Source organism: Pseudomonas sp. LBUM1668, assembly GCF_059695715.1.
The window spans coordinates 5,748,370-5,770,479 of record NZ_CP166787.1 but is presented as its reverse complement, the minus strand read 5'-3'; the positions used below and the strand labels follow the sequence as shown (position 1 = coordinate 5,770,479).

The window sequence follows — 22,110 nt, the reverse complement described above, 5'->3', positions numbered from 1 at the left end:
ATGCTGCTGGCGGGAATTGCCTCGGCGATCTATAAACAGGCACTGCCCACCCCGCACGGCCTGGAGGCTATGTGATGCTCAAGCTCTACGGATTCTCTGTCAGCAATTACTACAACATGGTCAAACTGGCACTGCTGGAAAAAGGCCTGCCGTTCGAAGAGGTCACGTTCTATCCCGCACAGACCGCTGAATCTTTGGCCATCAGCCCGCGCGGCAAAGTGCCGGTGCTGGGCGTTGATGCGGGTTTTATCAATGAAACGGCGATCATTCTCGAATACCTCGAACTGACCCAGAAAGGCACGCCGCTGCTGCCGAGCGATCCGTTCGAGCGGGCCCAGGTGCTGGCAATCGCCAAGGAAATCGAGCTGTACATCGAACTGCCGGGTCGCGCCTGCTACGGCGAAGCGTTTTTTGGCATGACTTTGCCGGACGCCATCAAGGAAAAGACCAAATCAGAATTGCTGCTGGGCTTTGCGGCGCTCGGCCGGCACGGCAAGTTCGCCCCGTATGTGGCGGGCGACAGTCTGAGCATCGCGGATTTGTATTTCCTCTACAGCGTGCCGCTGGCGTGTGCGGTGGGGCAGAAGCTGTTCGCAATTGATTTGCTGGCAGAGATGCCGGAGGCGAAGGCGCTGCTGGAGCGGCTTGAGCAGAATCCGCATGTGCAGAAGATTGCAGCGGATAAAGAGGCGGCGATGCCGGCGTTTTTGGCGATGATCGCTGCCAAGAAGTGAGTTTTTAGCAGTCTGAAGTCAGTAATCGCTGGCAAGCCAGCTCCCACAGGATTCTGGGTTGAAACACGAATACGTGTTCGACGCAGAACCTGTGGGAGCTGGCTTGCCAGCGATGCTTTTAGCGGCTGGCGATCAGGGCCTGACCGCGCACAACGGCGGCCTTGACCTGCGCTGGCGCAGTGCCGCCGATATGGTCACGGGCATTTACCGAGCCTTCCAGGGTCAGCACGGCAAACACGTCCTGCTCGATCTGATCGCTGAACTGGCGCAGTTCTTCCAGGCTCATCTCAGCCAGGTCCTTGCCGGTGTCGACGCCGTACTTCACTGCGTGGCCGACGATTTCGTGGCAATCACGGAACGGCAGGCCACGGCGCACCAGGTAGTCAGCCAGGTCGGTCGCTGTGGAGAAGCCGCGAAGTGCCGCTTCACGCATGATCGCGTGTTTCGGTTTGATCGCCGGGATCATGTCGGCAAACGCACGCAGGGAATCGCGCAGGGTGTCGGCGGCGTCGAACAGCGGCTCCTTGTCTTCCTGGTTGTCCTTGTTGTAGGCCAGTGGCTGGCCCTTCATCAGGGTCAGCAGGCCCATCAGCGCACCGAACACGCGGCCGGTCTTGCCACGTACCAGCTCCGGCACATCCGGGTTTTTCTTTTGCGGCATGATCGAGCTGCCAGTGCAGAAACGATCCGGCAGATCGATGAACTGGAACTGCGCGCTGGTCCACAGCACCAGCTCTTCGGAGAACCGCGACAAGTGCATCATCGCGATGCTCGCGGCCGAGCAGAATTCGATGGCGAAGTCGCGATCGGAAACGTTGTCCAGCGAGTTGCCGCCCACGGCATCGAAACCCAGCAATTGCGCGGTGTATTCGCGATCAATCGGGTAGGTGGTGCCGGCCAGCGCGGCACTGCCCAACGGCATGCGGTTGGTACGTTTGCGGCAGTCGACCAGACGCTCATAGTCGCGGCTGAGCATTTCGAACCAGGCCAGCATGTGGTGCCCGAAGGTCACCGGCTGCGCGGTCTGCAAGTGAGTGAAGCCGGGCATGATGCTGCCGGACTCGCGCTCGGCTTGTTCCAGCAAGCCTTGTTGCAGGCGGGTGATTTCAGCCAGGATCAGGTCGATTTCGTCACGCAGCCAAAGGCGAATGTCGGTGGCGACCTGGTCGTTGCGGCTACGGCCGGTGTGGAGTTTCTTGCCGGTCACGCCGATGCGGTCGGTCAGACGCGCTTCGATGTTCATGTGCACGTCTTCGAGGTCGATGCGCCAGTCGAACTGGCCGGCCTCGATTTCGCCCTGAATGGTGTTCAGGCCATTGATGATGGTGTCGCGCTCGGCATCGGTCAGCACGCCGACCTTGGCCAGCATGGTGGCGTGGGCGATCGAGCCCATGATGTCGTGGCGATACAGGCGCTGGTCGAAAGTGACGGAGGCGGTGAAGCGGGCGACGAAGGCGTCGACGGGTTCACTGAAGCGGCCGCCCCAGGACTGATTGGTCTTGTCAGTGCTCATGAATTCGCTCGTATCGGCTTGAAGAAAAAAAGGCGTGAAACGCTGGCGCGGATAATAACAGGGTTGCCAATCCTGTCGTTGACACCGGTCGATACGTTTTTTTCGCAACGTGTCATGCATAGTCGGCGTGCCGTGCCGGGAATTTGCGCAACGATATTTTTCGATTGAGCAATATCGGCCCGACGAGCGTCTACAGTAGGACATAAGGGTCGGCGCGACTGCAGATCGCGCAAAGGTCTGGCCGCCGACTATAAGAAGTGGAGGTGGGTGTTTTGTCCTTCGGCAAACCCCGCGAGAAACGCAGGAAACAGCGGGCTTTGAGCAGTACGACCCGGACACTGGCAAATATTGCTGGCCGACGTACGGCACTTTTTGGCGCTCGGGCTAGTCTTAGCGTGGATCGCGGTGACGGACGTCACTTCACCTGTCTACGCTATCCTTGTGCGAGACTCACGCAGGAATCCAGCGCAATATGAATGTCCTGATCGTTGATGACGAACCACTGGCTCGCGAGCGCCTCAGCCGTATGGTGAGCGAGCTCGAGGGTTATACAGTCCTGGAGCCCAGCGCCACGAATGGCGAAGAGGCGTTGGCACTGATCGACAGCCACAAGCCGGATATCGTGCTGCTCGATATCCGCATGCCAGGCCTCGACGGCCTGCAGGTTGCTGCCCGTCTGTGCGAGCGAGAAACACCGCCCGCCGTGGTGTTTTTCACCAGTCCCGATGAATTTGCCGTGGAAGCCCTGCAGGCCAGCGCCGTGGGCTATGTGGTGAAACCCGTGCGAACCGAACACCTGCATGACGCCCTGAAACGGGCTGAACGTCCCAATCGGGCGCAACTCTCGGCCCTGACCCGCCCCGCTGCCGAAAGTGGCACCGGCCCGCGCAGCCACATCAGTGCCCGCACCCGTAAAGGCATCGAACTGATCCCGCTGGATCAGGTGGTCTATTTCATTGCCGACCACAAATACGTGACCTTGCGCCACGAAGGCGGCGAAGTGCTGCTGGACGAGCCGCTCAAAGCCCTCGAAGACGAATTTGGCGAGCGCTTCGTGCGCATCCACCGCAACGCGCTGGTCGCCCGCGACCGCATCGAGCGTCTGCAACGCACGCCGCTGGGGCATTTCCAGCTATTCCTCAAAGGCCTCAATGGCGATGCGCTGATTGTCAGCCGCCGGCATGTGGCGGGTGTGCGCAAAATGATGCAGGGTCTTTAACCCGGTCTTTTCCGGGGGCTCATTTTTCTCGTTAGCGGGCATTGCAGGCCAGGGAGGCCGCGCCGTTTCTGATTCAAGTCAAAGTGGATTTGGCTGAGCTGTTATTATCCGCCGTATCTATTCAGTACGGATTGATCCATGTCCTCTCGCGAAATCCGCATCGCCACCCGTAAAAGTGCGCTGGCCCTCTGGCAGGCCGAATACGTCAAAGCCCGTCTGGAAGCGGCCCATCCCGGTTTGCTGGTGACACTGGTGCCCATGGTCAGTCGCGGCGACAAGCTGCTCGATTCGCCGCTGTCGAAAATCGGCGGCAAGGGCTTGTTCGTCAAGGAACTGGAAACCGCGCTGCTGGAAAACGAAGCCGACATCGCCGTCCACTCGATGAAAGATGTACCGATGGACTTCCCTGAAGGCCTTGGTCTGTTCTGCATCTGTGAGCGCGAAGATCCGCGTGATGCCTTCGTTTCCAATACTTATCCAAGCCTTGAGGCGCTACCTGCCGGCAGCATCGTCGGCACGTCGAGCCTGCGCCGTCAGGCACAGCTGCTGACCCGCCGCCCGGACCTTGAAATCCGGTTCCTGCGCGGCAACGTCAACACCCGTCTGGCCAAGCTGGATGCGGGTGAGTACGACGCGATCATCCTCGCGGCCGCCGGTTTGATCCGCCTCGGTTTCGAGGATCGCATCACCTCGGCAATCAGTGTCGATGACAGCCTGCCCGCCGGTGGCCAGGGCGCGGTCGGTATCGAGTGCCGTAGCGCTGACAGCGAAATCCACGCTCTGCTGGAACCGCTGCATCATGCTGATACCACTTCGCGGGTTACCGCTGAACGGGCCCTCAACAAACATTTGAATGGCGGCTGCCAGGTGCCGATCGCCTGCTACGCCGTGCTTGAAGGCGAGCAATTGTGGTTGCGTGGTCTGGTGGGCGAGCCGAGTGGCGGCCGTTTGATCAGCGCCGAAGCGCGGGCCCCTCGTGCCGATGCTGAAGCATTGGGTGTGAGAGTCGCTGAAGATCTGCTCGCCCAAGGTGCCGAAGAGATTCTTAAAGCAGTCTACGGCGAGGCAGGTCACGAGTGACTGGTTGGCGCCTGCTGCTGACGCGCCCTGCGGATGATTGTGTGGCGCTTGCAGAGACGTTGGCCGGGCAGGGGATTTTCGGTAGTTGTCTGCCGCTTTTGGAAATTGCCCCGCTGCCGGTCTCTGAGAACATGCGTCTGGCGATGGCGCGATTGCCCGATTGCAGCGCAGTGATTGTGGTCAGCAAGCCAGCGGCGCGTATTGCGCTGGAGCTGGTTGATGCCCAGGGGGCGCAGTCGTTGACGATGCCGTGGTTCAGTGTCGGTGCGGCAACGGCGCAGATTCTTCAGGAGCGCGGCCTCGATGTACATTGTCCGGCCGATGGCGATGACAGCGAAGCGTTGCTGCAGTTGCCGCGTCTGCGTGAAGCCGTCGCCCAGCCGAATTCGCAGGTGTTGATCCTGCGCGGCGAGGGCGGCCGCGAACTGCTTGCCGAGCGTCTGCGTGAGCTTGGTGCTAGTGTCGAGTATCTGGAATTGTATCGACGCGAGCTGCCGGCCTATGCAGCGCAAGTACTGCCGCAGCGGATCGCAGCGGAACGCTTGAACGGGCTGGTGGTCAGCAGTGGACAGGGTTTCGAGCACCTGCGCCAAATGGCCGGCGATGCCTGGCCGTCGATTGCGCGGTTGCCGTTGTTTGTTCCAAGCCCAAGAGTCGCCGAGCTGGCACGTGCCGCCGGGGCTCAAACAGTTGTGGATTGCCGCGGCGCGAGTGCCGCGGCTTTGCTGACGGCGTTACGGGAGCATCCCGTACCCGTTTTCTAATGCAAAGGATGGATACGTGAGCGAAACAGCCTTGCCAAAAGATGACGTCCAGCCTGTGATTGATTCACAAGTTGAAACTCCACCGCCGGCCCAAGAGCCGCGCCGAGGCAATGGCCTGGCCATCGTCGCCCTGTTGCTCGGTGCGGCCGGGGTCGCGATTGGTGGCTGGGGAGTCTGGCAGGTGCGACACCTGCAAACCAACACTCAGCAACAGTCGGGTCAGGTGCAGGCGTTGAACGATCAGGCGCAGAGCCTGAAGCTCAACGAGCAACGTCTGACTGAACGCCTCGCGCAGTTGCCCGGTGCCGATGAACTTGCCGAACGCCAGCGGCTGGTGACGCAGCTTCAGGGTGATCAGCAGCGCCTCAATCAACGTCTGGAAACTGTCCTCGGCGCCAGCCGCAAGGACTGGCGTCTGGCCGAGGCCGAGCACTTGCTGCGTCTGGCCAGCCTGCGCCTTTCCGCGTTGCAGGACATCAGCAGCGCCCAGGCACTGGTGCAGGGTGCCGACGAAATCCTCCGCGAACAGAACGATCCGGGCTCCTTTGCCGCCCGCGAGCAAGTGGCCAAAACCCTGGTTGCGCTGCGCAGCACCGAGCAGCCGGATCGCACCGGGTTGTTCCTGCGGTTGGGGGCCCTGCGTGATCAGGTCATCGACCTCACCGAACTGGCGCCGGAGTACAAGGATCGTGGCGAATCGCTGCTGGGCCTGACCGCCGATGGTGACGGCGCCAGTCGCTGGGCGCAGTGGTGGGATCAGGTTTCGCACTACATCCGTATCGATTTCAACGCTGACAAGAATGTGAAACCGCTGTTGGCCGGGCAGAGTTTGAGCCAGGTGCGTCTGGCCCTGAGTCTCGCGCTGGAGCAGGCACAATGGGCGGCCCTCAATGGTCAGGCGGCGGTGTACACCCAAGCGTTGGCTGAGGCGCGCGATGTGCTCAAAGGCAACTTCAACCCGGACAATCCGCAAAGCAAAGTGATGCTGGAACAGGTCGGCGAGCTGAGCAAGGAACCGGTCTCGGTCAAGACGCCGGATCTGACCGGCACCCTGAGTGCGGTGCAAGCCTATCTCGAGCGGCGTAACGTCAACGCAGAAGAATCGGTGAAACCGTTCGCCAAACCTGCCGCCAACACCGCGCAGGAGGCCACGCCATGAAGCGCCTCTATGTGATCGTGTTTCTGGTGATCGCAGCGACAGCGGCGCTGGGCCTGGCGATTGCCGAGCATTCCGGTTACGTGTTGGTTGCTTACAAGTCCTTCCGTTACGAGTCGAGCCTGTGGGCGACTTTGGCGCTGATCGCAGTGTTGTGGTTGCTGGTCTGGGGCATCAAGGCTCTGATCGAATTGGTGATGGCGTCCAGCGGCGTGGTCAATCCATGGTCGCGGCGCAACCGCAGCCGTCGGGTGCAGGTGGCGATCGAACACGGCCAACTGGATCTGGCCGAAGGTCGTTGGGCCAGTGCCCAGCGTCATTTGTATCGGGCCGCTGAAGCCGAGCGCCAGCCGCTGCTGTACTACCTCGGCGCTGCCCGTGCGGCGAACGAGCAGGGTAATTACGAAGAGTCCGATCGTTTGCTTGAGCGTGCGCTGGAGCGCCAGCCTCAGGCTGAGCTGGCCATCGCCTTGAACCACGCACAGTTGCAGACCGACCGTGGCGACACCGACGGCGCATTGGTGACATTGCAGGCGATGCACGAGCGTCATCCTCATAACGTGCAGACGCTGCGTCAGTTGCAGCGTTTGTATCAACAGCGCGGCGAATGGTCGGCGGTGATTCGTCTGCTGCCGGAGTTGCGCAAGGATAAAGTCTTGCCGCCCGCCGAACTGGCTGAGCTTGAGCGTCGCGCCTGGGGTGAAAACCTGTCGCTGGCCGCGCAGCGCGAAGAGGACGGCGCGGTTGGTTTGCAGTCGCTGACTCGCGCCTGGCAACAGCTCACCTCGGCGCAACGTCAGGAGCCGCCGCTGGTGCTGGCTTATGCCGAACAGCTGCGTCAGTTGGGCGCCCAGGTCGAGGCGGAAGAAGTGCTGCGCACGGCCCTCAAGCGCAAGTACGACAGCCATCTGGCGCGCCTGTATGGCCTGGTGCGCGGGAGTGATCCGGCGCGTCAGTTGCAAACCGCCGAGGGCTGGCTCAAGGATCATCCGAACGATCCGAGTCTGCTGCTGACCCTGGGCCGTCTATGCCTGCAATCCAGTCTGTGGGGCAAGGCCCGGGATTATCTGGAAAGCAGCCTGCGTGTGCAGCGCAATCCGGAAGCCTGTGCGGAACTGGCGCGCTTGCTCGCACAGCTTGGCGATACCGAACGCAGCAATCAGCTGTTCCAGGAAGGCCTCGGCCTGCTCGATGAGCGCCTGTTGGCCGCGCCACTGCCGGCTCTGGCTCGCGTCTGAATTGGCGAGGGAGGTAGCTCCCTCGCACACCTTTGCCGAGCGAAAATTCACCTTCAGTGAGCCTTTAGGGCAAAGTCCTACAGCGAGCTACGCCGAATCCTCTCGACGCTGTCGGGTTTTCCCTACACCTCTGGTGAACTGTCGGCAGGGCCTTGCCTTGAAAGGCTGACACGCTTTCCTCTACCGTAACCATCTGTCTCTACTGTTACGGAAAAGCCATGTCGTTGGCCTGCTCACGCTCCTTGTTCTTCATGGCTTTCACTGCGAGTGCCTTTGCTCTGGGAGCTTCCTATTATCTTGAATACGCGGTGGGTCTGACGCCGTGCAGCTTGTGTCTGGTGCAGCGGCTGTTCCTCACGTTGCTGTGTGTTTGCTGTGGTCTGGCGTCGGTACATGGCCCCAAGCGTGTCGGCCTGTGGCTTTACTGGTTGTCTGCACTGGGCGCGAGTCTGGGCGGTATCACGGCGGCCTGGCGGCAGATCTTGATCCAGAGTGATCCGGTGCTGCAACTGATCCATTGTGCGCCGACCTCGGAGGCGCTGTTCAGCGGAAAGTCGTGGATCTGTGCGTTGCAAAAGATGTTTAACGGCGGCAATGACTGCGCGCAAATCTCCTGGACATTGTTTGACCTGACTATCCCGGAGTGGAGCCTGTTGTTCTTTGTCGCGGTGTCGATTCTTGCCGTGTATCAATTGTTGAGAATGGGCTGGAGTGCTCTACAGCGACCGCTCAGCGGCGAAGCGTCGCACCATGAGCTGCTGCGGGATTAAACACTTGTATGAACTTTATCTCCTGCGTACCTTGAAGCCATAGGCGTGCGGGCATAATCTGGCCCGCACGTGTCATTGGATTTATGTTGCTCGATGACACTCTGCCCGACCGTCCCCCATGCCAAAACCTAAAGCGGGAAGCGGGTGTAGAGCAGCATGACCCACAAGGGAAGAGAGATCGCCATGCTCGAAAGTTGTCAGAATGCTCAGGAACGTTGGGGTGGAGTTCATCTGCTGATCGACCGCTGGCTCCAGGAACGCAAGGAGCTGATCGATGCCTACGATAATCTCGGCGCGGAGCCTCAGACCCTGTCCGAGAGCCGCAAGCCCTTGCAGGAATTCTGCGGCGTGCTGGTTGATTACGTATCGGCGGGGCACTTCGAAATCTATGAACAGCTGACGGGCGAAGCCAAGGCCTTCAACGACAAGCGTGGACTGGAACTCGCCGAGACGATTTATCCGCGCATCGACGTCATCACCGAAAAGCTTCTCGCGTTCAACGATCTTTGCGATGAAGGCAAATGCGTTGTCGAGAAATTCAAAGAGCTCGGCGGCCTGCTTCACGAGCGCTTCGAACTCGAAGATTGCCTGATTGAAGTGCTGCATACGGCGCACAAGGAAGAAGATTCAGTTCAGGCCTGATTGGCTTTGCTCAACAAAAAACGGTGCGCCTCAAGCGCACCGTTTTTTTATGCCTGATCAACTCGTCGCGCCGCGCAATTCGACTTCAAATACCAGCGGCGTGAATGGCGCGATCAAGTCCCCGGCACCGTCGGCACCATAAGCCTGATCCGATGGAATCACCAGTCGCCATTTCGCTCCCACCGGCATGTTTTGCAGTGCGGTGCGCCAACCGGCAATCGCGCTGTCGAGGTTGAACCACTGCGGCTGACTGTTCTGATCGAACACGGTGCCGTCCGGCAAGCGACCGATATACAGCACCTGCACTTTTCCATCGGGCCCGGCCTTGGTGCCCGTGCCAGGTGCAAGCTCGGTAAGCAGGATGCCGTCAGCCAGTTCCTTTACTCCCGGTTTGGCTTTTTCCGCAGTGAGGAAACGTTGTTCGTTTTCCATCGCGGCCTCGCTCGAAGGCTGCGCGTTGTGTTCGGCATTTTGCGATTCGTGATCGGCCAGAATCTGTTCGATCCGCGCTTCGCTCAGGGCCAGCGGCTTGCCTTGATAAGCCTGCTGCAAGCCATCAATCAGTGCCTGAATCTGCAATTGCGGGACTTCCTGGCGTAGCCGTTCACCGAGGCTGGCACCCAGGCTATAGGCCAGATCATGAGCGTCGTTCGCGGTGGTTTTTTCGTCGGCGTGGGCGCTGGAAAAAATCATGCAGAGGGATAAAAAAAGGTAGCGCGACATGGGCACTCTCCGTCCTGAGATGCGGTGGATTATGCCAGCGCGAACGTCTGCAACGGTGAACTGCTTTTGACTGCGGGCAGAACATTTTCACCCCGGTGCAACGCAACGCAATTGATACTGTCAAGATGACCTAGCGGCGGTAGCAGCAGAGGTCTAGTATGAGCCGCACTCACGTCAGCCAGGAGGTAAACCATGTCGGCCACCAAGAAGCCTGTAAATACTCCGTTGCACTTACTCCAACAACTCTCGGGCAGCTTGCTCGAGCATTTGGAAAACGCTTGCTCGCAAGCCTTGGCTGATGCTGAAAAACTGCTCGCCAAACTTGAAAAGCAACGTGGCAAGGCGCAAGAAAAACTGCACAAGTCCCGCACCAAATTGCAGGACGCAGCTGCCGCCGGTAAAGCCAAGGCTCAGACCAAAGCCAAAGGCGCAGTGAAAGAACTGGAAGAACTGCTTGATGCCTTGAAGGATCGCCAATCTGATACCCGCAGCTACATTCTGCAACTCAAGCGCGATGCTCAGGAAAGCCTGAAACTGGCCCAGGGTGTTGGTCGCGTGCAAGAAGCCGTGGGCAAAGTGTTGACCTCCCGTGCCGCTAAACCTGCATCGGCACCGGCGAAGAAAGCCGCAGCGAAACCTGCTGTTGCCAAGGCACCGGCGAAAACCGCCGCTGCCAAACCTGCTGCGAAAGCCGCCGCAAAACCGGCTGCCAAAGCACCTGTAAAAACGGCTGCGAAAACTGCGGCGAAAAAACCGGCTGCTGCGGCGAGCGCTGCGAAACCGGCAACTAAAACCACCGCTGCCAAACCAGCCGCACGCAAAACTGCTGCTGCCAAACCAGCCGCGGCCAAAGCTGCTCCAGCGAAAACCGCAGCGGCAAAACCTGCGGCCCGGACTGCAGTGAAACCTGCCGCTAAAACTGCCGCTGCGAAACCTGCAGCCAAATCGACCGCCAAACCTGTTGCTGCTAAACCAGCAGCAAAACCAGCGGCGAAAGTTGCTGCAAAACCGGCCGCCAAGCCAGCTGCGAAACCAGCAGTGAAAGCCGCCGCCAAGCCGGCAGCCAAGTCAGCCGCGAAACCAGCTGCCGCTGCTAAGCCGGCAACTGCCGCCGCCAAGCCTGCCGCCGCTAAACCTGCAGCCAAGCCAGCGGCAAAACCTGCCGCTAAGCCTGCCGCGAAAAAACCAGTGGCCGCCAAGCCAGCCGCTGCCAAACCGGCTACCGCGCAAGCTGCCAAGCCTGCCGCACCGGCAACCCCGGCTGCGCCAGCTGCACCTGCCGCCGCCACTACCTCGACCACTTCGACTGCGCCATCGCCAGCCGCTGCGTCGAGCATCAGCAGCAACCCGACCAGCGCTTCCTAAGTGCTGATCGCCGCGACGCGCAGCACTTGCAGCGCGTCGCGGTTCAGGTTGGCCGCCGAGCCAGCCAGCGCCTCCAGCCAGCCGATTGATCCAGCTGCGTTCCGCCCCCACACCTGAGCAATGCCCTCCAGCCGCGACAGCAACGCGCGTTCGGCTTCCAGCTCCAGCGCTTTGACTTGTTCGCGTATACCCTTCAACACCACATCATCCAAAGCCCGCGCTTTCCATTGCATGCGCAGGGTTCGCAGCGGCTGCACAACCTCGATGTCCCAAGGCCCGGTCAGCGCCTGAAGCTGCCCCGCACGCTGTTCATCACAGCTCGCGCCGCGTTGCTCCAGCCACAAACCGCACAGCAACAGGCACACATTGACCCCCGCCGTTTGCAGTTGCAGGCATGCGTCTTCCACGCCCGGACGGGCGTAGGTGGCAAGGGCAAAGCTCCACAGGTCAGAGGACATCGTGCTACTCGCGCTAGTTGTGAGCGAAGCTGGTAGACTCCGCCGCCATTATGATCCGACTTCAGAACCTGACTTTACAGCGTGGCCCGCAACGTCTGCTAGAAGACGCCGAGCTGACCCTGCACGCCGGCCACAAAGCTGGCCTCATCGGTGCCAACGGCGCCGGCAAATCCAGCCTGTTTGCCTTGCTGCGCGGCGAATTGCACCCGGACTCGGGCGATTGCCTGCTGCCGGCCGACTGGCGGATCGCACACATGCGCCAAGAGGTCGACACGCTCGAACGCCTTGCGGTCGACTATGTGCTCGATGGCGACCTGCGTCTACGCGAGGTGCAACGTGACCTCGCCGTGGCCGAGGAAGCGCATGACGGTGTTGCCCTGGCGCGTCTGCACGTCGAACTCGACAGCGCCGACGGCTACACCGCCGACGCCCGTGCCCGCAAGTTGCTGGCCGGTCTGGGCTTCACCAACGAACAGATGGATCGGCAGGTCGGAGATTTCTCCGGTGGCTGGCGGATGCGTCTGAACCTGGCGCAGGCATTGATGTGCCCGTCGGATCTGTTGTTGCTCGACGAACCGACCAACCACTTGGACCTCGACGCCATCATCTGGCTTGAGGACTGGCTGAAAAGTTACGCCGGCACCTTGCTGCTGATTTCCCACGACCGCGATTTCCTCGACGAAGTCGTCGATCACGTCGCCCATGTCGATCAGCGCAAAATCACCCTGTATCGCGGCGGCTACACCGCGTTCGAACGTGCCCGTGCCGAACGTCTGGCCCAGCAGCAACAAGCCTACGAGAAGCAGCAGGCGCAGCGTGCGCACATGGAAAGCTACATCGCCCGCTTCAAGGCGCAAGCGACCAAGGCCCGTCAGGCGCAGAGCCGAATCAAGGCGCTGGAGCGCATGGAAGAGCTGTCGGCGGCCCACGTCGATTCGCCGTTCGATTTCGTGTTCCGCGAGTCGAGCAAGATCTCCAGCACGCTGATCGATCTGTCCGATGCGAACCTGGGCTACGGCGACCGAACCGTGCTGGAGAAGGTCAAGCTGCAACTGACCCCTGGCGCGCGCATCGGTTTGCTCGGCCCTAACGGCGCGGGTAAATCGACACTGATCAAAAACCTCGCCGGCGAGCTCGAACCGCTGTCCGGGCGACTGACCCGTGGCGAGAACACCGTGGTCGGTTACTTCGCCCAGCATCAACTCGACTCGCTGGACGCCAAGGCCAGCCCGTTGCTGCACTTGCAGCGTCTGGCGCCGACCGAGCGTGAACAAGCGTTGCGCGACTTCCTCGGCGGTTTTGACTTCCGTGGTGCGCGGCTCGATGAGCCTGTGCTGAATTTCTCCGGTGGCGAGAAGGCGCGTCTGGCCCTGGCATTGATCGCCTGGGAGCGGCCAAACCTGTTGCTGCTCGACGAACCGACCAACCACCTCGACCTGGAAATGCGCCTGGCGCTGACCATGGCGTTGCAGGAATTCAGCGGCGCGGTTCTGGTGGTGTCTCACGATCGGCACTTGCTCAAGAGCACCACCGACAACTTCTATCTGGTTGCCGATGGCAAGGTTGAAGAGTTCGATGGCGACCTCGAAGACTATGCTCGTTGGCTGGTGGAATACCGTCAGCGCAATGCGCCGGTCAGTAACACCCCGGTCAACCCGGATAAAACCGACAAGAAGGCTCAGCGTCAGGCTGCTGCTGCGTTGCGTCAGCAACTGGCGCCGCACAAGCGTGAGGCCGACAAGCTCGAAGCCGAATTGGGCAAGCTTCACGAGAAGCTGGCCAAGGTTGACGCCAGCCTCGGCGACAGCGACATCTACGAGCCGGCGCGCAAGAACGAATTGCGTGATCTGCTGGCCGAGCAAGCGAAATTGAAAGTGCGCGAAGGCGAGCTGGAAGAGGCGTGGATGGAAGCGCTGGAGACGCTGGAAAGCATGCAAGCGGAGTTGGAGGCGCTGTCCTGATGGAAGCGTTCAAGCTGCCGCTGCCGGCGATGTGGGTCGAGCCGATCTGGCTCGGCGTGCAGATTCTGCTGATCCTGCTGGCCGGTTATCTGGCCCAGCGCTTCGTGGCCAAATGTCTGACCCGTCTGGGCGAACGCTATCCGTTTCCGCCGCAACTGCTGATGCCGCTGCGTGGTGTGCTGCGCTGGCTGATCATGGGCAGCGCGGTGATCTTTGTGCTGCAGCGCCTCGGCGTGTCGGCCACTGTGTTGTGGACGGCGCTGTCGGGTTTCGTCGCGGTGGCGGCGGTGGCGTTTTTCGCCATGTGGAGCGTGCTGTCGAACCTGCTCTGCGCGATTCTGATTTTCACCGTTGGCCCGTTTCGGTTGGGCGATGTGGTCGAACTGGTCGACACCACCGACAAGCCTGGGGTCAAAGGCCGGGTGGTGGCGATCAATCTGCTCTACACCACGTTGATCGAGGCTGAGGAGTTGGGCACCGGTAGCGCGATGGTCCAGGTGCCGAACAGCCTGTTCTTCCAGCGTTCGGTACGACGTTGGCGGGGGACTGATGTGTTCCCGTCGAGTGGGTTTGAGAAGTAGGTTTTCACGCAAGATCAAAAGATCGCAGCCTTCGGCAGCTCCTACAGGATGAACGTCAATCCTGTGTAGGCGTTGCCGAAGGCTGCGATCTTTTGCTTTTCACCCCGAAGCGCATTAGCTTGGACGTCTGTCACGAGTCAAAGTCGAGGTGTGCGATGGAGCTTGAAACATGGCTGGCATTTTTTGCCGCCTGCTGGTTGATCAGTCTTTCTCCGGGCGCTGGCGCCATTGCGTCGATGTCCAGCGGTCTGCAATACGGGTTCTGGCGTGGTTACTGGAACGCGCTGGGTTTGCAATTGGGGCTGGCCCTGCAAATCGCGATTGTCGGCGCCGGTGTCGGCGCGATTCTCGCGGCTTCCGCTACCGCCTTCTATGCCATCAAATGGTTCGGCGTCGCCTATCTCGTCTACCTCGGGATCAAGCAATGGCGCGCACTGCCCAGCGACATGAGCGATGACGCGGCCATTCGCCCGATTGGCAAGCCGTCAGTTCTGATCTTCCGTGGTTTCCTAGTCAACATGAGTAACCCCAAGGCCTTGATCTTCATGCTGGCGGTGCTGCCTCAGTTCATCAATCCCCACGCGCCGCTGCTGATCCAGTATCTGGTGATCGGCGCGACGATGGTGTTTGTCGACCTGATTGTCATGGCTGGCTACACCGGACTGGCGTCCAAAGTTCTGCGAGCGTTGCGCACGCCCAAGCAGCAGAAACGCATGAACCGCACGTTTGCCGGGTTGTTCATTGGCGCCGCAGCGTTCATGGCGACGTTGCGCAAAGCGGCGGTCTAAACCGACAGACACAAAAAAGGCGACCCCATGAGGTCGCCTTTTTTATTGCACTGTGTCGCACTTACGTGTGATGAGGGGTTTATCCCCGATGGACTGCGCAGCAGGCCCCTGCTTTTTAGTTAAAAGCGGGGCCGCTTCGCGACGCATCGGGGATAAATCCCCTCGCCACAAGAGCCCTCAGTCCATACTCAGCGCAAAATCACCGGCGCCGTATCGCGCGGCAGATTGTTGCGCTGCTGCGGCTCGCGCGGCTGCTCGTAACCGCCACCACCGAGTTGTTGGCTCAGTTGCCCGGCCACGTCCTCGCCCAGCGCCTTCGATACCTCGCGCACCACCCGTGGGCGGTTCAGCGAGATCTTGATGTCGCGGCCGTTCACCAGTTTGGTGTCCTGCGCTTCACCCATTGCCGTGAAGGCCGAAGTGATTTCGAAGGTCTTGGTGTTGATCAGGCTGAAATCCGCCACCAACGTCAGGCCCAGTACCGCCGAATAGCTGTCGGTGTGCGCCAGCTCGTTCATGTCCTGGGTGAAGTCGATGTCCGACACGGTGCCGAACAGCACGTAGTCGGCGCCCTTGAAGTTGCCGGCCTTGATCCGCTTGATCACGTCGTAGATGTCACCCTTGGACGATGCGGTGTACGGCGTACCCTGCACCAGCTGGAACATGCCGGTGCGCAGGATTTCACCCTTGATGTCACCGGTGAACTTGCGCAGCTCGGTCTGCTCGATGTAGCTGGTGGTGGCTTCGATCTCGTTATAGCTCGAAGAACCACTGGCACTGTAGTAACCCTCACGATAATTGCTCTGCGCCGAAACGATGTGGATGTATTGCTCCACACGTTCCTGATACGCCAGATCCGTCACCGCGACTTTCGGGGCCGCTTGCGCGCCAAACGCGCAAGCCAGGGCCATGATGCCAATCCATGTGCGCATCGATTAACGCTCCGTGGTTTTGCGGATCTCTTTTTCGTCCATCCACTCGGCCAGACCGCTTTCAACGTCGATCAATTGCAGGCTGAATTTGTAGAAGACGTCCTTGTAATCGCTGCTGCGCTTGACGATCGAGCTGATCGAGCCTTCGATGCGGTACTTGGCAGCCACCATGTTGCCGGTCTTGGCCACGGTGCTCTTCTTGTACAGGCCGCTCTGGTTTTGCAGCTTGAGCTGGTCAACCTGGCTCTGCATCGCGTTGTTGTCGCTGGCGAAGCGGGCAACGCCAGTCTTCATCAGCTGAGTCTTGATGCTGGTGGTGATTTCGCGGGTATCGATGTACTCGCTGGTCTTGTTCTTCACGTCGTAGACCTGAACCACCGGACGGCCCTGCAGAATGCCGGACTGAGCCAGCGAGCGGGTCATCGACTCGGCGATCATCTGCAGGTCGGTCGAACCGAACTCGTTGGTGACGGTTTCAACAGCCTTGGTGTCGCCGTAGCTGATGTTCTTGCTGCCCAGGGTCGGCGAGGTGTTGGCGCAACCGGAGGCCAGCAGGGCGATAACGGCGATGCAGGAAAAGCGTACAAACATGTCAGTGCTCTCTAAAACAGGAATAGGGTGGCGGGCTTAAGGCGTCTTGATTTCCAGACGGAAGTCCACGGCTTTGGGCGTCGGGGCGATCGCCTGAATGAAGCTGGTCTGGGCGCCGTACATCATTTGGCTTTTCCAGACTTCTTCTTCAGCAACCGGGAAACCTTCCGCGCCGAGCCAGGCGAAGCGGTAGTAGAAAATCTTGTTGCTGTTGAGGGTGTTGCTCAACTGCACGTTGACGGTCATGAAGCCGTTTTCGCGGGCGACGCGCATGGCGCCGACCACGATGTGTTTCTGCGGGCCCATGGCCACGACTTTGCTCGCGGCGCTGCCCGGCTCAGGAGGTGGCGGGGTAGCGCAGCCGCTGGCCAGCAAGGCGAGGGCGGCGACGGCGATGAGTTTGAAGCGCATGCAAAGACTCCGTTCTTAAGGTTGTTTGAGGCTGGCGACGTTGGTCGCACTGGCGCTCGGGATCACGTGGGCGGCGATACCGCCAGCGAATACCTGATTGCCTACGGCGCGCAGGCTGATCACCTGATAACGCTGATCGACGGTGACCTTGACCACCGACCCGCCCACGGCGCTCGGCAGAGTGACTTGGTGTTCACCTTTCTTCAAGCGCAGACGCACCACTTGGGTGTTGTCCGGCAGGGTGCGCCACGTACGGGTATCGGCACCTTCGAGCACGGCTGAAGAAATACCTACCGCCAGACCGGCCAGTGGGTTGGTTTCGTTGATCTGCTTCTGCGCGACACCTTTGGTGATCGCGCGCACGGTGGTGCGCAGGATGATGCCGGGCATGTCATCACGCAGGGCGCGACGGGACATGGCGGTGGTGCTGTTGAGGGCAGTCAGGTTGACTTGCTGGCCATCGACACCGATCTGCGCGAACGGCGCGGTGGAGGTGTCGGCCTTGATGATCGGGAACGACAGCGGAGTGATCACCACGTTGTTGGAAATCGGCAACGGCAGTGGCACGCGGATCGAATCGCGTGCTGGCGCCAGACCGCTTTGCACCACGATCAGGATGTCGCTGTCATCGCTCTTGCTCGGCTTGTCGAGGTTGACCAGTGCCTGTTCCAGCAGCGGCGTGTTCGGGCGCAGTTCGACAGCCTTGCGGTAGCCCGGTGCAGCCAGGTCTTTTTCACCCAGGGCTTCGTAAACGAAACCGGCCAGATAATGGCTGAACGCGCTCTGGTAGCTGTTTTTCAGGCTGACCACTTCCGGTGCGTCGAGGCTGGCGACCGGATAGCCTTGCAGATCCTTGTACTGAGTCTTGACGCCTTCTTTCTCGGCCTCTTCCTCGCTTTTGAGGTATTCCTTGTCACGCAGGTCGGCGATCACTGCTTCGCGCTCGTGAGTGCGTTTGATCGCGGTGCGCGCGCCATCGAAGTCGTTGACCGCCAGCAGGTTCAGGGCCATCTGCGTGGTCAGCATGACTTTTTCATAGTCGTAGCCTTCGTAGCGGCGAACCTTGTCGTTGACCACGAAGCTGCCGAACTGGGCGAGGTATTTGCCGGTGTCGAGCTTGACCGAATCTTCCCACTGGCCGACGACTTTGTCAGCGCTGGTCCAGGCATTCTGGCTGCCCGACAGATCGCCCTTGGCGCGCAGCAACTCACCTTTCTCGAAGTAATAGAGCAGGTCTTTGTCGGGGCTGGTGTTGTTCTTTTCCAGCAGGGTCAGCGCGGCATCGACATTGCCGGAAGCCAGTTGCTGGTTGGTCTGTGCCAGTTCGGAATCGTAGTTGCGAAACGCTGAACAGCCGGACAGCAGAGTGACGGCGCTGAGGGCGATCAGAGTGGGAGCGCGGAATGCCATGGGGGTACTTCTTCCATGAGTAACGACAGCCTCGTGTGCGGGTCGGGCTGGTGGGACCGATCGACAGTGGCACTGGCCTCCTGCCAATTCCTCATAACAAGAGGAGCTTTTATGCCGTTTCGCCTTAGCGAGGGCGCGGCATTATAGGCGCGCAGTGATGGCTATGTAATAGCTTTTTAATTGCGCGGAATAGTTACGTGCCATTACTTGGTCGGCACATACCCGTTACCGACAAGGTTGGCGATGTCGCCCAGCGCACGCAGGTAGACCAACTGGTGATCGCGGTCGATACGCCAGGCGAGCGGCGGCGCTCCCGGGACATTCGGGGCGCTGAACAGATGCTCGCCCTTTTTCAGACGGACTCGTGCGACCAGTGTCTTGTCCGGCAACGTGCGCCAGGTTCGGGTGTCGGCCTCTTCGAAAGGATCGTGCTGGGTGACCACCAGCGAGGCTTTGGCCGGATTGCGTTCGTTTTCCTGAGCCTGGGATATAGCGGCCATGTTCGCGCGAAACATCGCCCGGGAAATGATCGCCGGCATGTCATCGCGCAACGTACGAAAAGCCATGTCGGTGACACTGTTGACGACGGTCAGCGGCCGTTTTCGGCCATCCACCACGATGTGGTCGAACGCAGGTGTAACGGTGTCCGGCACCATAATCGGCAGGGAGATCGGTGCGACGATCACCAGGTTTTCATTCAGCCGTACCGGGATCGGCACGCTCACCGAACTGCGGGCCGGTGCCAGGCCCGTCTGGACGACGATCAGGACATCACTTTCATCCGCTTTGGCTGGCGACTTGTCGAGATTGCGCAGCGCCTGCTGGAGAAAAGCCAGGTCCGGGCGCAATTCGATCGCCTGCCGATAGCCCGGGGCGGCCAGGTCCCGTTCGCCCAGTGCTTCATAGGTGAAACCGGCCAGATAGTGGCTGAACGCGCTCTGGTAGCCGTTTTTCAATTCGATCACCGCCGGGGCATCCAGCGTGGTGACCGGATAACCTTGCAGATCCTTGTATTGCACCTTGATGCCCTGAGCGCCGGCCTGCGCTTCGAGTTCTTCGTAATGGCGTTCTCGCTGGCGGGCAATCAGCGCTTCACGTTCGTGGGTTTTCTTGATGTCGGCCCGGGCGCCGTCGAAATCACTCTCGGCCAGTTGGTTGAGAGCCATCTGCGTGGTCAGCATGACTTTTTCGTAGTCGTAGCCCTCGTAGCGACTCAGCTTGTCGTTGACCAGCATGGTGCCCATTTCATAGGCGAACCGGTTGAGCAGCTTGCTGGCGCCGGAGGGGACGGCCTCTTCGCGCTGGAAGACCATTTGGTCGGCGCTGCGCCAAGCGGTCTGGCTCTGCGGCAGCACGTTGGCGAAGCTGAAAATCGCGCCTTTTTCGAAGTAATAGAGCAGATCCTTGTCTTCCCACGGGTTGTTCCAATTCAGCAGATCCAGCGCGCCCTGAAAGTTGCCGCGCATCAACTGGTCATTGGTCTGCTGCATTTCCTGATCGTAATTGCGGTAAGCGGCGCATCCACTCAGGTGCAGGACGGCGATTAGTAGCACTGAAGACAGCAGATATCGACGCATGGGCAGCGGTTCTTCCTTGAGCTCAAAGGGCGTAGCGCGCCGGCATTATAGGGATGAGTGTTGGCGTTGAGCAGAGGTCAGGGCGCGCAAATCTGCGAGAAAGCTTGAGTGAATCGGTTTCGAAGTGAACAATATGTAACTTCGTATTACCATTTGAGACTCATTCATGACTGCCTCGTCCCGATTCCTGGCCTGGCTGGTGTTCCCGTTGTTCGCCCTGAGCAGCTTCAACCTGCTGGCCGACACTGTGGAAGGCGCGCCGCAAGCGCTGCACCTGCTTGATTACATCAGCGCTGACTACCCGCCAACGGTAGCAGCGGGCAAAGTCATGGATGACTCCGAATACCGCGAACAGCTGGAATTCACCCAAGCGCTGCAAAGCTTGATCGCCAACCTGCCGGCCAAGCCCGAAAAAGCTGCGCTGGAGCAGGGCGTCGATGCGTTGCATGCAGCCATCAGTGCCAAGCAGGACGGCGCCGAAGTGGCCCGTCAGGCACGGCAACTGGGTGCAAAACTGGCGGTGGCGTATGAAGTGAGCCAGGCGCCGATCATCACCCCGGACCCGACCCGTGGTGCGCCGCTCTATGCGCAGAATTGCTCGGTGTGCCACGGCGACACAGGCGCCGGTGACGGCCCGGCAGGTGTGGGGCTGACGCCAGCGCCCGCCAATCTGCGTGATGCGGTGCGCATGGATCACCTGAGCCTGTACGCGATCTACAGCACTCTCGGCCAAGGCGTCGAAGGCACCGACATGCCGGCGTTTGCCGATCAGCTCGATGATCGCCAGCGTTGGGATCTGGCCACTTACATCGCCGGCTTCAGTGCCGATGCAGCGGCGGCCAAATCCGAAAAGAACTACAACATCGCAGATCTTGCGCGCCAGACACCGACCGAAGTGCAGGCCGCCGAAGGCGCGCAAGCCGCCGCGACCTTCCGCGCCCAGCGTGCGCAGCCGCCGCAGGTCAAACGTGGCCCCGCGCAGTTGCTCGACTACACCGCTGCGACGCTGGACAAGAGCCTCGCGGCCTACCGCGCGGGTGAGCACGATCAGGCCTACGACCTGTCGGTGGCGGCGTACCTGGAAGGGTTCGAGCTGGTCGAGAGTTCGCTGGATAACGTCGACGCCAACGTACGCAAGGACACCGAAAAATCCCTGATGGCCTATCGGCAGTCGTTGCAGGATGGCCTGCCGGTTGCCCAAGCCGAGCAGCGTCTGGATGCGGCCAAGGCGAAGCTGAAAGAGTCCGCCGGGTTGCTCGGCAGCGATGGTTTGAGCTGGTCGTTGAGCTACATCTCCGGCCTGCTTATTTTGCTGCGTGAAGGTCTTGAAGCGATTCTGGTGCTGGCAGCGATCCTCGCGTTCCTGCGCAACACCGGCCAGCAGTCGGCCGTGCGCAGCGTCAACGTCGGTTGGGGCTTGGCGTTGCTGGCCGGCCTCGCCACCTGGGCGCTGGCGGCGTACGTGATCGACGTCAGCGGCTCGCAGCGCGAATTGCTCGAAGGCGCCACGGCGCTGTTCGCCAGCGTGATGGTGCTGTGGCTCGGCGTGTGGATGCACGACCGTCGGCACGCCGCCGCTTGGCAGGATTACATCAAAAGCAGTCTGGTTGGCGGCGGCGGGCGTTTCGGCTTCGCGATACTGGCGTTCTTCTCGGTGTACCGCGAGCTGTTCGAAGTGATCCTGTTCTACGAAACCCTCTGGTTGCAGGCCGGTCCTGCCGGGCACAACGCCGTGTTGGCCGGCGGCGCGACTGCGCTGGTGCTGCTGGTCGGGCTTGCATGGGTGATCTTGCGCGGTTCGGCGAAACTGCCGCTGACGCTGTTCTTCAGCATCAACGCGGCGCTGCTGTGTGCGCTGTCGGTGGTGTTTGCCGGGCATGGCGTCAAGGCGCTGCAAGAAGCCGGGATCTTCGGCACACGGCCAGTGCCGTTCTTCGATTTCGATTGGCTGGGGATTCACGCCGATGCGTATTCGCTGGCGGCGCAGGCAGTGGCGATTCTGGCGATTGTTGTGTTGTATGGACGCAGTTGGGTGGCGGAGAAGAAGCGGGTTTCTGCTGCTTGATTGTGTGATCCTGAAAAGATCGCAGCCTGCGGCAGCTCCTACAGGGGATTGAGGTGATCACACTGTTTGTGACCAACCGAAAACCCTGTAAGAGCTGCCGAAGGCTGCGATCTTTTGCTTTTAAGAGGTAAA

General features: G+C 60.4%; 21 protein-coding genes and 1 pseudogene. 14 read left to right on the top strand and 8 right to left on the bottom strand.

All coding sequences use genetic code 11. The features are described from left to right. The first annotated feature begins 74 nt into the window (after positions 1–74). Positions 75–734, top strand: a complete 660-nt coding sequence (locus ACA061_RS26075) for a glutathione S-transferase family protein (RefSeq protein ID WP_150616835.1) — start codon at positions 75–77, stop codon at positions 732–734. Between the two features lie 118 nt (positions 735–852). Here the strand turns inward: ACA061_RS26075 and argH are convergent, their stop codons facing one another. After that, entirely contained in the window at positions 853–2,247 is a 1,395-nt protein-coding gene (gene argH / locus ACA061_RS26070; protein ID WP_497300276.1) for an argininosuccinate lyase, read from the bottom strand. A gap of 335 nt (positions 2,248–2,582) precedes the next feature. Between argH and ACA061_RS26065 the strand changes: the two are divergent. From ACA061_RS26065 to ACA061_RS26030, 8 genes and pseudogenes are all read left to right on the top strand, one after another. Further along, a pseudogene (locus ACA061_RS26065) lies at positions 2,583–2,723 on the top strand (sensor histidine kinase); the annotation flags it as partial. Then, positions 2,720–3,466, top strand: coding sequence for a LytR/AlgR family response regulator transcription factor (locus ACA061_RS26060; protein WP_042561707.1), 747 nt, complete (start codon positions 2,720–2,722; stop codon positions 3,464–3,466). The pseudogene ACA061_RS26065 and the gene ACA061_RS26060, both read left to right, overlap by 4 nt. A 138-nt stretch (positions 3,467–3,604) precedes the next feature. Then, positions 3,605–4,546 carry a hydroxymethylbilane synthase gene (gene hemC / locus ACA061_RS26055; RefSeq protein WP_210553396.1) on the top strand — a complete coding sequence of 314 codons (942 nt, stop codon included), beginning with the start codon at positions 3,605–3,607 and terminating at the stop codon, positions 4,544–4,546. Beyond that, positions 4,543–5,310 carry a uroporphyrinogen-III synthase gene (locus ACA061_RS26050; RefSeq protein WP_497300275.1) on the top strand — a complete coding sequence of 256 codons (768 nt, stop codon included), beginning with the start codon at positions 4,543–4,545 and terminating at the stop codon, positions 5,308–5,310. Before hemC ends, ACA061_RS26050 begins: the two co-directional genes overlap by 4 nt. A 16-nt stretch (positions 5,311–5,326) precedes the next feature. Beyond that, positions 5,327–6,469, top strand: coding sequence for a uroporphyrinogen-III C-methyltransferase (locus tag ACA061_RS26045; RefSeq protein WP_497300274.1), 1,143 nt, complete (start codon positions 5,327–5,329; stop codon positions 6,467–6,469). Then, the gene (locus ACA061_RS26040; protein ID WP_150604791.1) at positions 6,466–7,704 is read left to right on the top strand and encodes a heme biosynthesis protein HemY; all 1,239 of its coding nucleotides are present in this window, start codon (positions 6,466–6,468) and stop codon (positions 7,702–7,704) included. The genes ACA061_RS26045 and ACA061_RS26040 overlap by 4 nt, the downstream gene beginning before the upstream one ends. Positions 7,705–7,922: 218 nt before the next feature. Beyond that, on the top strand, positions 7,923–8,474 hold the full coding sequence (locus ACA061_RS26035) for a disulfide bond formation protein B (protein WP_210553399.1): 552 nt from the start codon (positions 7,923–7,925) through the stop codon (positions 8,472–8,474). 183 nt (positions 8,475–8,657) lie between these two features. Further along, the gene (locus tag ACA061_RS26030; RefSeq protein WP_042561701.1) at positions 8,658–9,116 is read left to right on the top strand and encodes an Rsd/AlgQ family anti-sigma factor; all 459 of its coding nucleotides are present in this window, start codon (positions 8,658–8,660) and stop codon (positions 9,114–9,116) included. Positions 9,117–9,173: 57 nt separating this feature from the next. On the opposite strand, the gene ACA061_RS26025 is transcribed toward ACA061_RS26030, so the two are convergent. After that, positions 9,174–9,839 (bottom strand): FKBP-type peptidyl-prolyl cis-trans isomerase, encoded by a 666-nt coding sequence (locus ACA061_RS26025; RefSeq protein ID WP_497300273.1) that lies wholly within the window; start codon positions 9,837–9,839, stop codon positions 9,174–9,176. Between the two features lie 192 nt (positions 9,840–10,031). Here ACA061_RS26025 and ACA061_RS26020 point away from each other — a divergent pair, with 192 nt between their 5' ends. Then, complete coding sequence (locus ACA061_RS26020; RefSeq protein ID WP_210553400.1) at positions 10,032–11,204, top strand: AlgP family protein; 1,173 nt, start codon at positions 10,032–10,034, stop codon at positions 11,202–11,204. On the opposite strand, the gene ACA061_RS26015 is transcribed toward ACA061_RS26020, so the two are convergent. Then, positions 11,201–11,662: a TIGR02444 family protein gene (locus ACA061_RS26015; protein ID WP_210553401.1), complete on the bottom strand. Its 462-nt coding sequence runs from the start codon at positions 11,660–11,662 to the stop codon at positions 11,201–11,203. The two genes, ACA061_RS26020 and ACA061_RS26015, sit on opposite strands and share 4 nt — an antisense overlap. Before the next feature lie 50 nt (positions 11,663–11,712). Here ACA061_RS26015 and ACA061_RS26010 point away from each other — a divergent pair, with 50 nt between their 5' ends. From ACA061_RS26010 to rhtB, 3 genes are all read left to right on the top strand, one after another. After that, the gene (locus ACA061_RS26010; RefSeq protein WP_150616827.1) at positions 11,713–13,623 is read left to right on the top strand and encodes an ATP-binding cassette domain-containing protein; all 1,911 of its coding nucleotides are present in this window, start codon (positions 11,713–11,715) and stop codon (positions 13,621–13,623) included. Then, positions 13,623–14,204 carry a mechanosensitive ion channel family protein gene (locus tag ACA061_RS26005; protein ID WP_150593492.1) on the top strand — a complete coding sequence of 194 codons (582 nt, stop codon included), beginning with the start codon at positions 13,623–13,625 and terminating at the stop codon, positions 14,202–14,204. Before ACA061_RS26010 ends, ACA061_RS26005 begins: the two co-directional genes overlap by 1 nt. 155 nt (positions 14,205–14,359) lie before the next feature. Further along, positions 14,360–14,992, top strand: coding sequence for a homoserine/homoserine lactone efflux protein (gene rhtB, locus ACA061_RS26000; protein WP_150616826.1), 633 nt, complete (start codon positions 14,360–14,362; stop codon positions 14,990–14,992). 188 nt (positions 14,993–15,180) lie between these two features. Here rhtB and ACA061_RS25995 read toward each other — a convergent pair whose 3' ends face one another. From ACA061_RS25995 to ACA061_RS25975, 5 genes are all read right to left on the bottom strand, one after another. Beyond that, entirely contained in the window at positions 15,181–15,924 is a 744-nt protein-coding gene (locus tag ACA061_RS25995) for a penicillin-binding protein activator LpoB (protein WP_210553403.1), read from the bottom strand. A 3-nt stretch (positions 15,925–15,927) separates the two neighbouring features. Further along, the gene (gene lpoB, locus ACA061_RS25990) at positions 15,928–16,515 is read right to left on the bottom strand and encodes a penicillin-binding protein activator LpoB (protein ID WP_007911129.1); all 588 of its coding nucleotides are present in this window, start codon (positions 16,513–16,515) and stop codon (positions 15,928–15,930) included. 36 nt (positions 16,516–16,551) lie between these two features. Further along, on the bottom strand, positions 16,552–16,926 hold the full coding sequence (locus tag ACA061_RS25985) for a YcfL family putative periplasmic lipoprotein (protein ID WP_042561692.1): 375 nt from the start codon (positions 16,924–16,926) through the stop codon (positions 16,552–16,554). A 15-nt stretch (positions 16,927–16,941) separates the two neighbouring features. Next, a complete protein-coding gene (locus tag ACA061_RS25980) occupies positions 16,942–18,336 on the bottom strand; it encodes a COG3014 family protein (RefSeq protein ID WP_150616824.1) in 1,395 nt (464 codons plus the stop codon). Between the two features lie 203 nt (positions 18,337–18,539). Beyond that, on the bottom strand, positions 18,540–19,913 hold the full coding sequence (locus ACA061_RS25975) for a COG3014 family protein (RefSeq protein ID WP_497300272.1): 1,374 nt from the start codon (positions 19,911–19,913) through the stop codon (positions 18,540–18,542). 166 nt (positions 19,914–20,079) lie between these two features. Between ACA061_RS25975 and ACA061_RS25970 the strand changes: the two genes are divergently transcribed. Then, positions 20,080–21,978 (top strand): FTR1 family protein, encoded by a 1,899-nt coding sequence (locus ACA061_RS25970; protein WP_497300271.1) that lies wholly within the window; start codon positions 20,080–20,082, stop codon positions 21,976–21,978. Positions 21,979–22,110: the final 132 nt, after the last annotated feature.

What these genes read in the sequence shown, in the direction of transcription:
- ACA061_RS26075 (WP_150616835.1), top strand. Translation starts at nt 75, where the DNA reads ATGCTCAAGCTCTACGGATTCTCTGTCAGCAATTACTACAACATGGTC.
- argH (WP_497300276.1), bottom strand. Translation starts at nt 2,247, where the DNA reads ATGAGCACTGACAAGACCAATCAGTCCTGGGGCGGCCGCTTCAGTGAA.
- ACA061_RS26060 (WP_042561707.1), top strand. Translation starts at nt 2,720, where the DNA reads ATGAATGTCCTGATCGTTGATGACGAACCACTGGCTCGCGAGCGCCTC.
- hemC (WP_210553396.1), top strand. Translation starts at nt 3,605, where the DNA reads ATGTCCTCTCGCGAAATCCGCATCGCCACCCGTAAAAGTGCGCTGGCC.
- ACA061_RS26040 (WP_150604791.1), top strand. Translation starts at nt 6,466, where the DNA reads ATGAAGCGCCTCTATGTGATCGTGTTTCTGGTGATCGCAGCGACAGCG.
- ACA061_RS26035 (WP_210553399.1), top strand. Translation starts at nt 7,923, where the DNA reads ATGTCGTTGGCCTGCTCACGCTCCTTGTTCTTCATGGCTTTCACTGCG.
- ACA061_RS26030 (WP_042561701.1), top strand. Translation starts at nt 8,658, where the DNA reads ATGCTCGAAAGTTGTCAGAATGCTCAGGAACGTTGGGGTGGAGTTCAT.
- ACA061_RS26025 (WP_497300273.1), bottom strand. Translation starts at nt 9,839, where the DNA reads ATGTCGCGCTACCTTTTTTTATCCCTCTGCATGATTTTTTCCAGCGCC.
- ACA061_RS26020 (WP_210553400.1), top strand. Translation starts at nt 10,032, where the DNA reads ATGTCGGCCACCAAGAAGCCTGTAAATACTCCGTTGCACTTACTCCAA.
- ACA061_RS26015 (WP_210553401.1), bottom strand. Translation starts at nt 11,662, where the DNA reads ATGTCCTCTGACCTGTGGAGCTTTGCCCTTGCCACCTACGCCCGTCCG.
- ACA061_RS26010 (WP_150616827.1), top strand. Translation starts at nt 11,713, where the DNA reads ATGATCCGACTTCAGAACCTGACTTTACAGCGTGGCCCGCAACGTCTG.
- ACA061_RS26005 (WP_150593492.1), top strand. Translation starts at nt 13,623, where the DNA reads ATGGAAGCGTTCAAGCTGCCGCTGCCGGCGATGTGGGTCGAGCCGATC.
- rhtB (WP_150616826.1), top strand. Translation starts at nt 14,360, where the DNA reads ATGGAGCTTGAAACATGGCTGGCATTTTTTGCCGCCTGCTGGTTGATC.
- ACA061_RS25995 (WP_210553403.1), bottom strand. Translation starts at nt 15,924, where the DNA reads ATGCGCACATGGATTGGCATCATGGCCCTGGCTTGCGCGTTTGGCGCG.
- lpoB (WP_007911129.1), bottom strand. Translation starts at nt 16,515, where the DNA reads ATGTTTGTACGCTTTTCCTGCATCGCCGTTATCGCCCTGCTGGCCTCC.
- ACA061_RS25985 (WP_042561692.1), bottom strand. Translation starts at nt 16,926, where the DNA reads ATGCGCTTCAAACTCATCGCCGTCGCCGCCCTCGCCTTGCTGGCCAGC.
- ACA061_RS25980 (WP_150616824.1), bottom strand. Translation starts at nt 18,336, where the DNA reads ATGGCATTCCGCGCTCCCACTCTGATCGCCCTCAGCGCCGTCACTCTG.
- ACA061_RS25975 (WP_497300272.1), bottom strand. Translation starts at nt 19,913, where the DNA reads ATGCGTCGATATCTGCTGTCTTCAGTGCTACTAATCGCCGTCCTGCAC.
- ACA061_RS25970 (WP_497300271.1), top strand. Translation starts at nt 20,080, where the DNA reads ATGACTGCCTCGTCCCGATTCCTGGCCTGGCTGGTGTTCCCGTTGTTC.